Below are 14,047 nucleotides of genomic sequence, written 5' to 3'. Positions count from 1 at the left end.
GTGTTTTTTCCCGGTATGGTTCCGCCGTTATCGGGCTATGCAATAGTTGCAAACGACAACTATGCTCCGGTTGCTCAGGCCGCGTAAGCGGTTTGAAAAGCCAAGTCTAAAGTCCTAGTGGGTTAAGCTCCGCTGGGCGGGGTTCGGAGGCACCTGGCAACAGAAGCCTCCACTTCATTTGCCCGATGGTATGGCTCGAGCTTGGCTGTTTGCTGGAATTTCGGCCAATGGCGGCAAGCCTGCTGACCTCGGGCCTCCGCCGGGGTAGCATGGGAAAACGGGCGAGTCGGACACCGGCATCGCCGCCGGCTTGACCGGCAGCCTTTTCGAACGCGACAGGACCGATAATGGCGACCGATCATATCCGATACGACGTGCTGGCGCGCGATGCGCTGCGTGGGGTCCTGCGGCGCGTATTGACCGACGCCGCCGAGCACGGCCTGCCCGGGGACCATCATTTCTTCATTACCTTTCTGTCCACCGCGGAGGGCGTGAAGCTGTCGCCACGGCTGCTCGCGCAATACCCGGAAGAGATGACGGTGATCCTGCAGCATCAGTTCTGGGACCTGGTGGTGACCGACGACCGCTTCGAAGTCGGCCTGTCGTTCGGCGGAATCCCCGAGCGGGTGGTGGTTCCTTTCAACGCGATCAAGAGTTTCTTCGACCCGTCGGTGCAGTTCGGCCTGCAGTTCGAGCCGTCCGACGCCGCCCCTGAAACGCCGGCGACGAACCTTCCGGCGGTCCCTGCTCCGGCTGCCGTTCCGGCTGCCGCGCCTTCCGCGGAAAATCAGGACGAGCCGGCGAAGCCGAGCGAGGGTGCCGAAGTCGTACGGCTGGATCGCTTCCGCAAAAAATAATGCGCGCGCAGCAAAGCCGCGCGGTCATGTAGAAGAACGTGCCGCCCGCGTGAGCTGGTTCCGCGCGGGATCGCTCGTGCAACGGACGTAACCCATGGCTCGATCGACCACATCCGGTTCTACCCGCACCGAGACCGACAGCTTCGGTCCGATCGAGGTCCCCGCCGATCGTTACTGGGGCGCGCAGACCGAGCGGTCGCGGCAGAACTTCCGCATCGGCCAGGACCGGATGCCGATGCCGATCATTCGCGCGCTCGGCATCGTCAAGCTGGCGGCGGCACAAGCCAATCTCGAACTCGGGCTGATCGACCAGCGCCGCGCCCGCGCCATCATCCGCGCCGCGCGCGAAGTGATCGACGGCAAGCTCGACGATCATTTCCCCCTCGTGGTCTGGCAGACCGGCTCCGGCACCCAGACCAACATGAACCTCAACGAGGTGATCGCCAATCGCGCCAACGAACTGCTGGGCGGCAAGCTCGGCGCCAAGGCGCCGGTTCATCCCAACGATCACGTCAACATGAGTCAGTCGTCGAACGACTCGTTCCCGACCGCAATGCACATCGCCGCGGCGATCGGCATCACCGCCGATCTCGTCCCGTCGCTGAGCCTGCTCCATCGTGCACTGCAAAAAAAGGAGAAGGCGTTCGCTCATATCGTCAAGATCGGCCGCACCCACACCCAGGACGCGACGCCGCTGACACTCGGCCAGGAATTTTCCGGCTACGCCGCGCAGGTCGAGAGTGGCATTAAACGACTAAAGCTGGCGGTAAATGGTCTGTACCCGCTGGCGCAAGGCGGCACCGCGGTCGGGACCGGGCTCAATTCGAAGCCGAAATTCGCTCGCCTGTTCGCCAAACACGCCGCCAAGATCACGAGACTGCCCTTCACCAGCGCCGCCAACAAGTTCGAGGCACTGGCCTCCAACGACGCCTACGTGTTCGCGCACGGCGCCATCAATTCGGCGGCGACCGGACTGTTCAAGATCGCAAACGATATCCGGCTGCTTGGCTCGGGTCCGCGCTCGGGCCTCGGCGAACTGATCCTGCCGGAGAACGAGCCGGGCTCCTCGATCATGCCGGGCAAGGTCAATCCGACCCAGTGCGAAGCGATGACCATGGTGTGCTGCCAGGTGTTCGGGAACCACACGGCCGTCACGGTTGGCGGCAGCCAGGGACACTTCGAACTCAATGTTTATAAGCCTTTGCTGGCATATTGCATGATACATTCCATCCAATTGCTTGCCGATGCCACACGCTCATTCACGGTGCACTGCGTCGAAGGGATCCGCGCCGACGAAAAGCGCATCCGGGATTTGATGGAGCGCTCGCTGATGCTGGTGACCGCGCTCGCTCCGAAGATCGGCTACGACAACGCCGCGAAGGTCGCCAAGTCGGCGCACGCGCGCGGAACCACGCTGAAGGAAGAGGCGGTGCGGCTGGGCTTTGTTTCGGAGAAAGAATTTGACCGGCTGGTGCAGCCGGTCAAAATGACACACCCGGGCTGATCACGGGCACGCGCGGACCCCGTGAGATTACGGTCCGGGAAAATAGTTATGGACGATAACACCTAAAGAATGAGACCGATCATCTATCGTCTTCACGCCGGAGCGTGGTACAGCTCGAATTATTTCGTTGCCGCAGAGCGGAAGATATTTTTTGAGGTTATGAGGGGCTATCGAAAGGAATTTTCGGATGGCGATCGAGCAGGCGAATGCCAGCGCGACCATTCACGCCTTCGTGAAAATTTCTCACGCCCCAAATTGGTTAAATGGGGAGGCTGACATGGGGGAATTGGTCAACCTGAAGCGATTTAGGAAACGGGCAGAGAAAGAAGAGTCGGCGAAACAGGCCGACGCCAACCGGAAACGGTTCGGCCGGACCAAGTCCGAACGCGTTCTGGAAGAACGGCGCACCAAACGCGCCAACGACCTGCTTGATCAGCACCAGATCGATGGCGAGGATGCGTCATGAAGTCGCCGGTCGTGAAACGTTCAATCGTCGTCGCCGGTCACAAGACCAGCGTCAGTCTTGAGGAAGCCTTCTGGAACGGCATGAAGGAGATTTCCGGATTGCGCGACATGACGCTGTCCGAGCTGGTGGGCGAAATCGACAGCAATCGACAGCAAGGCAATCTGTCGTCCGCCATTCGGCTCTTCGTGCTGGATTATTTCCGGACCCGTGCCATAGCCGCATCGTCGGATCCGAAGCCGCAAGGCTAGTTGCCAAGCCGCGTAAAGTAACCAACGTTGCCCACGCCGATCGACGAGGCCGCCGGCGGTCATGCCGTCAACGCGCGCTCGTTATGGACTCCGCGGCAAATACCCGTCGGTGAGCGCCTGCATGAAGGCGACGAGCGCGTCTAGCGACGAATATGGCCGCTAAGATCGGCAAGAGCGTGCGCTGTCTCTTCACTCGGATCCTCGGCGGGCCAGCGGGCAGAACAACAGTCCGGCAGCATAGCACCGCGGTCCGATCGCTTGAAGACGGCGTGCCCCGCGCAATACTAAATTCTATTTTACTTGCCAGTTGCGACAAGCTGCGACGTCGCCGGCACCAAGCCGCGCGCCGCCCCCGACTTCGAGCGACGGCTGCACAGGAGACGGGCGTTTCCAGCGAAGAAGCGCCCGCCGGACCCAGGCAACGAACTCAGTAGACGAGACCGGTGCCGGGCGGTTTTTCCAGCGCATCCGCCAATGACCGATACTCCGCGCAGTCGGAGCCGCAGATCGCGGCGATCCGGCTCAGATGATAGACGGCCTGGTCGCGGTTGCCCTGTTCGATCTGCCACAGACCGTAATAGTTCCAGGTCAGCACATGGTTCGGATCGGCTTTCAGCGCGCGCTCGTACCAGACTTGCGAGAGCTTGTAGTCGCCGAGCTTGCGATAGGAATAGCCGATCAGATTGGCCACGTTCGGATGTTCGTCGTGGCCGAGCGCCTTCAGCTCATCGATCGCGGCCGCATAATCGTTGCGATCGTAGATCGTCGCATAGGCCGCGCGATAGGCTTTCGCAAAAGCGGGATCGTCGAACAGGGACTGCTTGTCGGGCTTCTTTTTCGCCCTGTGGGTGGTGCGCGTGGCCTTGGTAGCTTGAGAAGGTGCGGGCGATTCATAGGGGGAAGCATAAGGGTCTCCACCACCACCGCCGCCCCCTCCTCCACCTCCACCGGCGGCCAGGGCCGGAACGACCGGGGCAGCCGCGGTCAGGCCCGCCAGAAACATAGCCAGTGTCGCAAACCGGATCACAGAGTTGGTCATGCACGCCTCCTGCTTTACGGGCGGTTGCTCCAGCCGCAGCTGTAAACACCACTTCAACCGGGGCATTCCCGCGCATTCGCGTTGCCGGAAAAATAATTGCGCTGGGTCAATACCTACCTGACAGGAGCGTTTATGAGTTCGAAACGAGTTGGGCTGAATGTGTTCCGTAAGCCCGCATTTGGCCGGAAGGTGCGTGCGCTTGTTTATAATCGCTCTAAGGTGCACCCGCATTTTGATCGCCAGGCTTGACCGGCTGGCCTGCGATTGGAAATACACATCATGACCAAACGGAACGGCACTCGTCCCCATCTGCCGCTGGGACTGGCCAAGCGCGGCTATTCGGGCGTGATCCAGCACCTCGCCGCCGGCGATGCCGGTTCCGCGCTGTCGGACAATGAGCTCGAAAGCCGGTTGATCGAACTGGGCTTCGTCGAAGGCGCCCGGGTCGAAGTGCTGCACGAGGGCATCGTCGGCCGCGATCCGATCGCGGTCCGCGTCGAGAACGTCACCATCGCGGTGCGCCGGCGCGAGGCCATGGCCATCATTGTCGCCTGAGGCGAGCGGACCCCAAAATATGGAAGCTCCGTTGCTGCATCTGGCCCTGGTCGGCACGCCGAACAGCGGCAAGACTTCGCTGTTCAATGCGCTCACCGGCAGCCGTCAAAAGGTGGCGAACTATCCCGGCGTTACCGTGGAGCGCAAGGAAGGCGGCTTCGTCACGCCCTCGGGCCGCCAGGTATCGCTGGTCGACTTGCCCGGCACCTATTCGCTGCGCGGCCGCAGCCCGGATGAAGAGATCACCCGCGACATGGTGCTCGGCCGCACGCCCGGCGAGGCCGTGCCCGACCTCGTGCTCTGCGTCGCGGATTCGACCAATCTGCGGCTGACCATCCGCCTGCTGCTGGAGCTCAAGAGCACCGGCCGGCCGCTGATGCTGGTGCTCAACATGTTCGACATCGCCAGCCGCCGCGGCGTCACCGTTGATGTGCCGCGTCTGTCGGAGGCCCTCGGCGTGCCGGTCGTCACCTCGATCGCGGTGCGCAAGGGCGGCACCGCCGAATTGCTGCGCCAGACCGACGAGATCGCGGCGCAGGCGCACACTCCGCCGGCGCAAAATCTCTGGGAGCCGCTGACGGTCGCGCAGTTGCGCGCCACCCAGCGCGAGGCCGACCGCATCATCGCAGCGACCGTGAGCCTGCCGACGCGGCCGGATTCCTGGACCGCGCGGATCGACGCCGTGGTGCTGCACCCGGTCGCGGGGCTCGTGATCCTGGCGCTCATCCTGTTCGTGATGTTCCAGGCGGTGTTCGCCTGGGCGCAGCCCCTGATGGAGCTGCTGTCACTGGCCTTCAGCGCACTCGGCCAGTTGGTGCACAGCACGTTGCCCACCGGCCTGTTGCAGAGCTTCCTCGAGAACGGCGTGATATCCGGCGTCGGCAGCGTCATCGTGTTCCTGCCGCAGATCATCATCATCTTCCTGTTCATCCTGCTCTTGGAAGATTTCGGCTACATGGCGCGCGCGGCGTTCCTGATGGACCGCATCATGGGCGGCGCCGGCCTGCACGGCCGCGCCTTCATTCCGCTGTTGTCGAGTTTCGCCTGCGCCATCCCTGGCATCATGGCGACACGGGTGATCGACAACCGCCGCGACCGGCTGACCACCATCCTGATCGCGCCGCTGATGACCTGCTCGGCGCGGATCCCGGTCTACACGCTGATCATCTCCGCCTTCATCCCGGACACCCAAGTCTGGGGCTGGGCCAATCTGCGCGGGCTGGTGATGTTCGGCCTCTACGCGGCCGGCATCGGCAGCGCCCTCGGCGTCTCGTTCCTCATAAAGTTCTTCATGTGGCGCGACTATGCACCGGCGCCGTTCATGCTGGAGCTGCCGGACTACAAGATGCCGCGCCTGAAGAGTATCGGGATCGGCGTCTATACGCGGGCAAAAATGTTCCTGCAGCGGGCCGGCACCACGATCTTCTCGATGATGGTGCTGATCTGGTTTCTGGCGTCGTTTCCGACGCCGCCGGCCGGCGCCGAAGGCCCCGCCATCAACTACAGCCTGGCCGCCATCATCGGCAAGGCGCTGGAGCCGCTGCTGGCGCCGCTCGGCTTCAACTGGCAGATCGCGGTGGCGCTGATCCCAGGCATGGCCGCGCGGGAAGTCGCGGTGGCGGCGCTGGGCACCGTCTATGCCATCGAAGGCGGCAAGGAAGCCGCCGATCAGATCGGCCAGGTGCTTGCCACCAAATGGAGTCTCGCGACCGCGTTGTCGCTGCTCGCCTGGTACATCTTCGCCCCGCAATGCGCCTCCACGCTGGCGGTGATCCGCCGCGAGACCGGAAGCTGGAAATGGATGGCGGTCACCTTCGGCTACATGTTCGCGCTCGCCTATGCGGCGAGCCTTGCCACCTACAACATCGCCGTCGCGTTCGGGGCGGGCTAGCCTGGATTTCCCGCCTTACGTCACCGCAGACGCTTCGGGCCGCCGAACGCTTCGCCAATGCGCCCGAGCGTATGCGCGGTCGCCTCGGCGATCGTCGCCTTGCGCAGGCCGAGTTGTTCGGTTGCGCGCGTCCGCAGAATACCCGCCAGGCCATGGACCACCGACCACGCGAACAGCGCGTCAAGATCGATATCGGAATGCGGCAAACGCCCCGGCAATTTCGCGATCGCCTCCCGGAGCGCCGCGAACGCATGCTCCGCCTTGGCCAACATGTCGGGATGCAGGGCGGGGTCAGGCAGACGGGTGCCGAACATCAGCTGGTAGTGCAGCGGATGTTTCCGCGCATAGTCCAGATAGGATTGGCCGAGATGACCGAGGTCCCTATAGGGGTCTTCGCTGCGCGGCCGCTGCTCTAGATAAGCGGCAAAGCTCGCAAAAGCTCGTCCGACGACTTCAGCAAGAATATGCTCACGACTGGGAAAATGCTTGTAGGGCGCCTGATGCGACACGCCCAGGCGCCGAGCAACGTCCCGGAGGCTCAATGAGTCGATGCCTCCCTTTGCGATAATCGCGAGCGCTTCCTTTACGCAGGCCTCACGCAAATCCCCCGGCCTTTTGCTTCCTGCCGTCATTCTGATGCCGAGTCATGCCTTCCATTACGACCGCCATTATCCGACTGCGCGTCCGCCGCGGCAAGGCAAGCAGCGATGTCTCGAGAAATTTCGACAGCAACCCCGGGCGAACGGTGGTCCGGCGACCAAGCGCCTCAAGCGTCTGCCGGGCGACAACGTCCGGGCTCGCTGCCGCGCTCATGCGCATGTCGGCACGGGCCTCGAATCCGCTTCGCACGGGTCCCGGCGCCGATGCAACGACATCCACGCCCGAAGACGAAAGTTCGAGGCGCAATCCTTCCGCGAAAGTCTGGATAAAGGCTTTTGTCGCCGCGTAGGCGGCTGCCCGCGGAACCCCCTGAAACGCCAGCAACGAACTCATGAGAACCAGCCCGCCGCGCCTCCGGGCCGCAAACCTGCGTGCAAAGTGATGCGAGAGCTCGACGACGGCGCGGCAATTCACGTCTATCATCTCAAGCTCGGAGCCGAGCGCGCCATCGATGAACGGCCCGGATGTGCCAAAACCGGCGATGGCGGCCAGCAGGCCGACGTCAAGATTCTCCGTTGCCGACGCGACGGCGCCGACTGCATCGCGTTGCCCGAGATCGACAACAAGAATCCTTGCTTGGATTGAATGCTTTCGCGTCAAATCCGCTGCGAGCGCCTCAAGCAATTCACGGCGGCGCGCAACCAGAACGAGGCTTATTCCTGCCTTCGCCAGTTCCACGGCGATCGCCCTGCCGATTCCGTCCGACGCTCCCGTGACCACCGCCCACGTCCCATAGTGCGAGAGCAGGCGACGTCGCCCCGCCGTTCCAGCCAAGGTGACCGATGTTGCCGATTGAAGGGACTGCGCAGACAAACCCGACCTCGTATGAAACTCTTGCCTGTCACCTGACGGAAATGATAGTCTCCGGGGTAGACACTGTCAACCTGCGATTTTGACGTCGACCGGCAAACAAGGCTTTATCTCGATGCACTCAGATAACGTCTACGTTTCCATCACCGGGCTCCGACTCAAGGGGCGCCGGCATCTGTTGAGGTTCTGGTGGCATACCCTCCGTTCGATGGTCCAGGCGCGCAGAGCGCCAGGCAATCTGAGAACGGAAATGCGTATGGTCGGGTGCGTTCATCACACGCTTTCGGTCTGGACCAGCGAACAAGCCATGCGGGCTTTCCTCGTGGCCGGCGCGCACCGCGATGCAATGAAGGTGTTTCGCGCAATCGGTAACGGTCGGACGCTTGGATTTGTAACCGACCGGCCACCGGATTGGGACGACGGTCTGCGGCGGTGGCATTCCGAAGCAAAGGACGTCTGATTACGCCATCCGCGTAATCGGAATCGGCCCGTCGGCTGCAAGTCGCCCAGACCCCGGCAGGCGCCGCGACGCCCTTGGCGCGAAAGCCGGCAAGTTTCTCCCCGCGGATCGGGGCAGCGCGCGAACTCGCTCGATGCTGCGACGGCTCGCTCGATGACGCCGCCGAGGCCGACTGGACATTGGAACGTGGCTCGCCGCGGCCCTCATAGACGCTGCGTCGAAACATCGACACCATCCGGAGACCAGAACTGACCTATTTGGCTCGGGTCTCCGGTTTTCTGCGACCAAGTTACAGAACTAGGCGGCCTTGTTCGGTACCGCGGGCTTGTTCGATACAGGGTTCGGGCTCGGTGGAGCGCCAGGCTTGATATCGATTTTCTTGGTCGTCTTCACGGCTTTGGCGGGCTTCTTGATCGTAAGGTGCAGCACGCCCTTGTCGAAATGAGCTTCGACCGCTCCCTCTTCCGGCTCGAAGGGTAACAACATCGATCGATAGAACGAGCCGTAGCTGCGTTCCTCGACATGCCAGTTCTTCTCTTCCTTCGTGCTCTCGGCTTTCTTCTCGCCGGAAATCACCAGCTGATTGTCGTCAAGGCTGACGTTGATATCCTTCTCGTCCACGCCGGGAAGCTCGGCGGTCACTTCGAAGGCGTCATTCGTTTCCGCCACATTGATTGCCGGCGCGCCGGCCCCAATGTCGGGAGAACCCGGTTTCTGATCCAAAGCACGAAATGCGTTTTCCATCTCGCGCCGCATGACCCGGAACGGGTCCAGTTCCTGGCTCCTGGTCCACAATCTCGGAAGGCTCATCTGTTCTCTCCATCCGTTAGAAAAATCGCAAAAAATATCTTGGCCTTCGCAATTCTGGTGACCTTGATCTGGCTCAAAACGCCGAATTATTTCCAGACGAAACGTACGAACCCGATGGCCTGCGCACGAGCGAATGCTCGTCTCTCTGATCAACAGATAAAGTGTGTCAAACTGATCCACGCTCACGTTGCGCTAGATCAATTGCATGCAACTCTCCCGGGAGCATCGTTTCGCCGTCTTTCCGAATACGACGGCTCTGCTGAAGGTCGCAGCGCCGTTCAAAAATTTTTGGAGATGTTGTCATGAACAAATCATCCCGAGTTATGCTTCTTGCGCTGATGGTCGCCACGGCGCCCGCGCTCGTCACGCCCGTCATCGCGGCGCCAGTAGCATCCTCGTTAATGCTGCGAAGCGCGGTGGTGCCATCGGTGGAAACCGTGCGATACCGCCACGGCTATGGCGGCGCCGCCGTTGGCCTCGGCATCGCGGGCGCACTGATCGGCGGGGCTATTCTCGGCGCAACTCAGCCTTACGGCTATTACGGCTACCCGCCCGGCTATTACGGTCCGGCCTACGTCGTTCCGCCGCCGTACGTTGGTGACGACGCGGTCGGCTATTGTGTGCAGCGCTTCCGGTCCTATGACCCCTATTCCGGCACTTATCTCGGTTACGACGGCCTGCGACATCCATGCCCGTGATGGTGGTCGTCTAACGCGTGGTCCTCTGGCGTGAGCCTCACCGCGGTTCGCAGCGAACCAACCTCCCTCCCTGTTCACCGATGGGACAATCCGGTTACGACGACACCGTCGGCGTGACCGGATTTCTTTGGTTTTCATCAACTTGTTCGCAACAATTCCGTAATCGCCTGCTTTTTTCAAATTGGCACGGGATTATCCGGCGCGGGATTGGAACCTAAGCATCGCGTAGGCATTTCTGCTCGGGTGGCAGGAATGACCGATCATGACCATGAGGCGGCGCGAGTTTTTGGCGGGGACCGCGATCCTGGTGCTGAGCACCATGAAAAGCCGGGCCACCATCATTTCCGGCGGCCTGCCGTGGACACCCGATGCGGGCACCCCGCCGATCCCGGTCAGGCCGGGCCCTTGGCATTATTTCACCTCAGATGAAGGCCGCGCGGTCGAAGCGCTCGCCGACCGCATCATCCCGCCCGATCCGCAAACGCCCGGCGGCAAGGATTCCGGATGCGCCGTCTTCGTCGACCGTCAGCTCGCCGGGCCCTATGGCCGCTCCGAGGGCCACTACAACCAGCCGCCCTTCATGCCCGGCACCAAACAACAGGGTTCGCAATCCCAGAAGGGACCGGCGGCCGTCTATCGCGAGGCGCTGGCCGCGCTCGATCGATATTGCCAGTCGACCTATCAGGGAAAGCGTTTTGCCGACCTGTCCGATGAGCAAAAGGATGAACTTCTCAAAAACATCGAAGATGAGAAGACAAAGCTTGAAGGCATCGACGGTAAATCCTTCTTCGCGCAGGTGATCAAGGACGTGCAGACCGGCTTCTTCGCCGATCCGATCTACGGCGGCAACCGCGACATGGTGGCGTGGAAGATGATCGGCTATCCCGGCGCGCGCTACAATTATCTCGACTGGGTCGATCGCCACAATGAACGCTTTCCACTGCCGCCCGTGAGCCTGATGGGCCGCGCCGATTGGTCACCGAAACCTTAAGTGCGAGGGGCGATGCCGAAAAAATTGCCGAAGAAGGACGTCGTCATCATCGGGCTGGGCTGGACCGGATCGATCCTCGCCCATGAACTCACCGACGAAGGCCTCGACGTCATCGCGATCGAGCGCGGCCCGTGGCGCGACGCGCCGACCGAATTCCCGCCGAATTACGCCCAGGACGAGTTGCGCTACCGCATTCGTCACGAGCTGTTCCTGCGGCCCGAGCAGAACACCTTCACCTTCCGCAACAAGATGAACCAGACCGCGCTGCCGATCCGCGACTGGGGCTCGTTCATGCCGCCCAACGGCGTCGGCGGCGGTGGCGTGCACTGGAATGCGGAAACTTTCCGCTTCATGCCGTCAGACTTCGTGCTGAAGACGCACCTGACCGAGCGTTACGGCGCCGCCTTCCTGCCCGAGGACATGACGATCCAGGATTTTGGCGTAACCTATGACGAACTGGAGCAGCATTACGACGCGTTCGAATATCTCTGCGGCACCTCGGGCACGGCGGGCAATCTGCGCGGCCAGATCCAGGAAGGCGGCAATCCGTTCGAAGGGCCGCGTTCGCGGCCCTACCCGACGCCCGCGCAGAAACAACCCTTCAGCCACACGTTGTTCGCCAAGGCCGCGCGCGAGCTCGGCTACAAGCCGTTTCCACAGCCGTCCGGCAATCTCTCCCAGGCCTATACCAACCCGCTCGGGCTCCGCATGGGCCCCTGCACCTATTGCGGGTTCTGCGAATGGTTCGGTTGCGGCAATTATTCCAAGGCCAGCCCGCAGACGACGATCCTGCCGCTCCTGGTCCGCAAATCGAACTTCACGGCGCGCGACAATTCGGAAGTGCTGCACATCAACCTCGATCGGTCGGGCAAGCACGCCACCGGCGTCACCTTCGTCGATACCGGCGGCGTCGAATGGGAGCAGCCGGCCGACCTCGTCATCCTATCGGCCTACACGCTGTTCAATGTGCAGATGCTGCTGAACTCAAAGATCGGCACCCCCTACGATCCCGTTGCCAACAAGGGCGTGATCGGCCGCAACTTCACGCACCAGACCATCTCCAGCGTCAACGGCTTCTTCGACAACAAGAAGTTCAACTTCAATCCGTTCATTGCGTCGGGCGCAATCGGCATGTGCATCGACGAATTCAACGGCGACAATTTCGATCACGGGCCGCACGGCTTCGTCGGCGGCGGCTATATGGGACAGGTGCAGACCAACGGCCGGCCGATCCAGTCGGCGTCGGTGCCGCCCGGCACGCCGAAATGGGGCGCGGTGTGGAAGAACGCGACGCGTGACAACTATCTCTCCACCGTCAAGCCGGGCACCGGCGTGCATGGCAGCTTCTACAGCTATCGCGACGTCTATCTCGATCTCGATCCCACCTACACGGATCGCTTCGGCCGTCCGCTGATGCGGATGACGATCGATTTCCACGACAACGAGCTGAAGCAGAACGCCTTCCTGACCGACAAGTTCGCCGAGATCATCCGGGCGATGGGTGCGCATACGCTCGACAAGCAGTATCGCAAGGGCCCCTATGACGCGACCGATTACCAGACCACGCATCTGAACGGCGGCGCGATCATGGGCACCGATCCCTCGACCAGCGCGATCAACCGCTATCTGCAGAGCTGGGATGTGCCGAACCTGTTCGTGATGGGCGCCAGCGCTTTCCCGCAGAACGCCGGCTACAACCCCACCGGCACGGTGGCGGCGCTGGCGTTCTGGGCGGCCTCCGCGATCCGCGGCCAATACCTGAAAAATCCGGGGCCGCTGGTCCATGCGTAGCGCGGCGAAAATCTCGGTGATCGCAATCGGCGCCGCCGCAGCCTGGCTCGGGGGTGTCGGGTTGAGCGGCGCGGACCCGGACAGCCAGGCGTTCGATCAGATCGAAAGGGGCCGTTACCTCACGACGGTCGCGGATTGCTATGCCTGTCACACCGTGCCGGAGGCCGGCAAACCCTTTGCCGGCGCCCGTCCAATCGAAACGCCGTTCGGAGTGATCACCTCGTCGAACATCACGCCGGACAACGACACCGGTATTGGCGCCTGGACCGACGAGCAGTTCGACAGCGCCGTGCGCAAGGGCGTGCGGCCGGACGGCAGCCGGCTATACCCCGCGATGCCGTTTACGGCCTACACCAAGATGTCGCGCGAGGATGTGATGGCGATCCGCGCCTACCTCAAGACGGTCGAGCCGGTGCATCAGCCGGTCAAATCCAACACGCTGCCCTTCCCGTTCAACATTCGCACGGCGATGCGGGCCTGGGATGGGCTGTATTTCACCGAAGGCGAATTCCAGCCCGAAGGAAGCCAATCCGCAGCCTGGAATCGCGGCGCATATCTGGTGCAGGGTCCCGGCCATTGCACGGCCTGCCACACGCCGAAAACCGTGCTCGGCGGCGACAAGACCACCGACAATCTGCGCGGCTTCAACCTCCAGGGCTGGTTTGCGCCTGACATCACCGGCGACAACAACCAGGGACTGGGCCAGTGGGGCGAGGCTGACATCACCGGCTATCTCAAGACCGGGCACAATCGGATGACCGCCGCGACCGGGCCGATGGCGGAGGAAGTCGTCAACGCCACGTCGCAATATAACGACCGCGATCTCAGTGCGATCGCCACCTATCTGAAATCGTTGCCGCAGCGGCAGGATAATGCGGCGCCGTTGCCGGCCAACTCGCCGGTGATGATCGCGGGCCAGGCGATCTACCGGGATCAATGTTCCGCCTGTCACGGCATCGACGGCCGCGGGGTGGCGATGCTGTTCCCGTCGCTGGCGCAATCGGCGCTGGTCCATGCCAGCGACTCCACCAGCGCCATTCACCTCGTGCTGCGGGGCGGCCGGAGCGTGGCAACCAAACAGGAGCCGACCGCGCCGGGGATGCCGTCATTCGGCTGGCAGTTGAATGACGAACAGGTGGCGGCGGTGCTGACCTACATTCGAAACGCCTGGCAAACGGCGGCGGCGCCGGTTTCCGCCGAGACGGTCGGCAAGGCGCGCAACCAGCTTCGCACCCGTTCCGATTAGAAGAAGATCCGCTTCGAGGCG

General features: G+C 62.4%; 14 protein-coding genes and 1 other RNA gene. 11 read left to right on the top strand and 4 right to left on the bottom strand.

Translation table 11 applies throughout. The features are described from left to right. The 5 genes from ssrA to QZ213_RS04035 all read left to right on the top strand — a co-directional run. Positions 1–174: a transfer-messenger RNA gene (ssrA, locus tag QZ213_RS04055) on the top strand; the annotation flags it as partial. Between the two features lie 173 nt (positions 175–347). Continuing rightward, complete coding sequence (locus QZ213_RS04050) at positions 348–857, top strand: ClpXP protease specificity-enhancing factor SspB (RefSeq protein WP_291684769.1); 510 nt, start codon at positions 348–350, stop codon at positions 855–857. 94 nt (positions 858–951) lie between these two features. Next, the gene (gene fumC, locus QZ213_RS04045; protein WP_291684768.1) at positions 952–2,361 is read left to right on the top strand and encodes a class II fumarate hydratase; all 1,410 of its coding nucleotides are present in this window, start codon (positions 952–954) and stop codon (positions 2,359–2,361) included. 277 nt (positions 2,362–2,638) lie between these two features. Then, entirely contained in the window at positions 2,639–2,827 is a 189-nt protein-coding gene (locus QZ213_RS04040; RefSeq protein WP_291684771.1) for a DUF4169 family protein, read from the top strand. Then, entirely contained in the window at positions 2,824–3,075 is a 252-nt protein-coding gene (locus QZ213_RS04035) for a ribbon-helix-helix domain-containing protein (RefSeq protein WP_291684767.1), read from the top strand. Before QZ213_RS04040 ends, QZ213_RS04035 begins: the two co-directional genes overlap by 4 nt. Positions 3,076–3,502: 427 nt before the next feature. Here the strand turns inward: QZ213_RS04035 and QZ213_RS04030 are convergent, their stop codons facing one another. Continuing rightward, a complete protein-coding gene (locus QZ213_RS04030) occupies positions 3,503–4,114 on the bottom strand; it encodes a tetratricopeptide repeat protein (protein WP_291684766.1) in 612 nt (203 codons plus the stop codon). Between the two features lie 279 nt (positions 4,115–4,393). Here QZ213_RS04030 and QZ213_RS04025 point away from each other — a divergent pair, with 279 nt between their 5' ends. After that, on the top strand, positions 4,394–4,669 hold the full coding sequence (locus tag QZ213_RS04025) for a FeoA family protein (RefSeq protein WP_291684765.1): 276 nt from the start codon (positions 4,394–4,396) through the stop codon (positions 4,667–4,669). 19 nt (positions 4,670–4,688) lie between these two features. Then, positions 4,689–6,560: a ferrous iron transporter B gene (locus QZ213_RS04020; RefSeq protein ID WP_291684764.1), complete on the top strand. Its 1,872-nt coding sequence runs from the start codon at positions 4,689–4,691 to the stop codon at positions 6,558–6,560. A gap of 20 nt (positions 6,561–6,580) precedes the next feature. On the opposite strand, the gene QZ213_RS04015 is transcribed toward QZ213_RS04020, so the two are convergent. The 3 genes from QZ213_RS04015 to QZ213_RS04005 all read right to left on the bottom strand — a co-directional run bounded on the left by QZ213_RS04015 (position 6,581) and on the right by QZ213_RS04005 (position 9,246). Then, positions 6,581–7,162, bottom strand: coding sequence for a TetR/AcrR family transcriptional regulator (locus tag QZ213_RS04015; RefSeq protein WP_291684763.1), 582 nt, complete (start codon positions 7,160–7,162; stop codon positions 6,581–6,583). Continuing rightward, positions 7,155–7,940, bottom strand: coding sequence for an SDR family NAD(P)-dependent oxidoreductase (locus QZ213_RS04010; RefSeq protein WP_291684770.1), 786 nt, complete (start codon positions 7,938–7,940; stop codon positions 7,155–7,157). The genes QZ213_RS04015 and QZ213_RS04010 overlap by 8 nt, the downstream gene beginning before the upstream one ends. Before the next feature lie 847 nt (positions 7,941–8,787). Continuing rightward, complete coding sequence (locus QZ213_RS04005; protein WP_291684762.1) at positions 8,788–9,246, bottom strand: Hsp20/alpha crystallin family protein; 459 nt, start codon at positions 9,244–9,246, stop codon at positions 8,788–8,790. Between the two features lie 356 nt (positions 9,247–9,602). On the opposite strand from QZ213_RS04005, the gene QZ213_RS04000 reads away from it, so the two are divergent. From QZ213_RS04000 to QZ213_RS03985, 4 genes are all read left to right on the top strand, one after another. Next, positions 9,603–9,998, top strand: coding sequence for a BA14K family protein (locus QZ213_RS04000; protein ID WP_291684761.1), 396 nt, complete (start codon positions 9,603–9,605; stop codon positions 9,996–9,998). 262 nt (positions 9,999–10,260) lie between these two features. Further along, positions 10,261–10,989, top strand: a complete 729-nt coding sequence (locus QZ213_RS03995; protein ID WP_291684760.1) for a gluconate 2-dehydrogenase subunit 3 family protein — start codon at positions 10,261–10,263, stop codon at positions 10,987–10,989. A gap of 12 nt (positions 10,990–11,001) precedes the next feature. Further along, entirely contained in the window at positions 11,002–12,780 is a 1,779-nt protein-coding gene (locus tag QZ213_RS03990; RefSeq protein ID WP_291684759.1) for a GMC family oxidoreductase, read from the top strand. After that, entirely contained in the window at positions 12,773–14,026 is a 1,254-nt protein-coding gene (locus QZ213_RS03985; RefSeq protein WP_291684758.1) for a cytochrome c, read from the top strand. Before QZ213_RS03990 ends, QZ213_RS03985 begins: the two co-directional genes overlap by 8 nt. Positions 14,027–14,047 lie beyond the last annotated feature (21 nt).

Source organism: Bradyrhizobium sp., from assembly GCF_017881085.1.
Taxonomy (GTDB): Bacteria; Pseudomonadota; Alphaproteobacteria; order Rhizobiales; family Xanthobacteraceae; genus Bradyrhizobium.
This window is presented reverse-complemented; position numbering and strand designations above follow the sequence as displayed.

Coding starts and splice junctions, on each gene's coding strand:
- fumC (WP_291684768.1), top strand. CDS start 952: ATGGCTCGATCGACCACATCCGGTTCTACCCGCACCGAGACCGACAGC.
- QZ213_RS04005 (WP_291684762.1), bottom strand. CDS start 9,246: ATGCGGCGCGAGATGGAAAACGCATTTCGTGCTTTGGATCAGAAACCG.
- QZ213_RS04025 (WP_291684765.1), top strand. CDS start 4,394: ATGACCAAACGGAACGGCACTCGTCCCCATCTGCCGCTGGGACTGGCC.
- QZ213_RS03990 (WP_291684759.1), top strand. CDS start 11,002: ATGCCGAAAAAATTGCCGAAGAAGGACGTCGTCATCATCGGGCTGGGC.
- QZ213_RS04035 (WP_291684767.1), top strand. CDS start 2,824: ATGAAGTCGCCGGTCGTGAAACGTTCAATCGTCGTCGCCGGTCACAAG.
- QZ213_RS04030 (WP_291684766.1), bottom strand. CDS start 4,114: ATGACCAACTCTGTGATCCGGTTTGCGACACTGGCTATGTTTCTGGCG.
- QZ213_RS03985 (WP_291684758.1), top strand. CDS start 12,773: ATGCGTAGCGCGGCGAAAATCTCGGTGATCGCAATCGGCGCCGCCGCA.
- QZ213_RS04050 (WP_291684769.1), top strand. CDS start 348: ATGGCGACCGATCATATCCGATACGACGTGCTGGCGCGCGATGCGCTG.
- QZ213_RS03995 (WP_291684760.1), top strand. CDS start 10,261: ATGACCATGAGGCGGCGCGAGTTTTTGGCGGGGACCGCGATCCTGGTG.
- QZ213_RS04000 (WP_291684761.1), top strand. CDS start 9,603: ATGAACAAATCATCCCGAGTTATGCTTCTTGCGCTGATGGTCGCCACG.
- QZ213_RS04020 (WP_291684764.1), top strand. CDS start 4,689: ATGGAAGCTCCGTTGCTGCATCTGGCCCTGGTCGGCACGCCGAACAGC.
- QZ213_RS04040 (WP_291684771.1), top strand. CDS start 2,639: ATGGGGGAATTGGTCAACCTGAAGCGATTTAGGAAACGGGCAGAGAAA.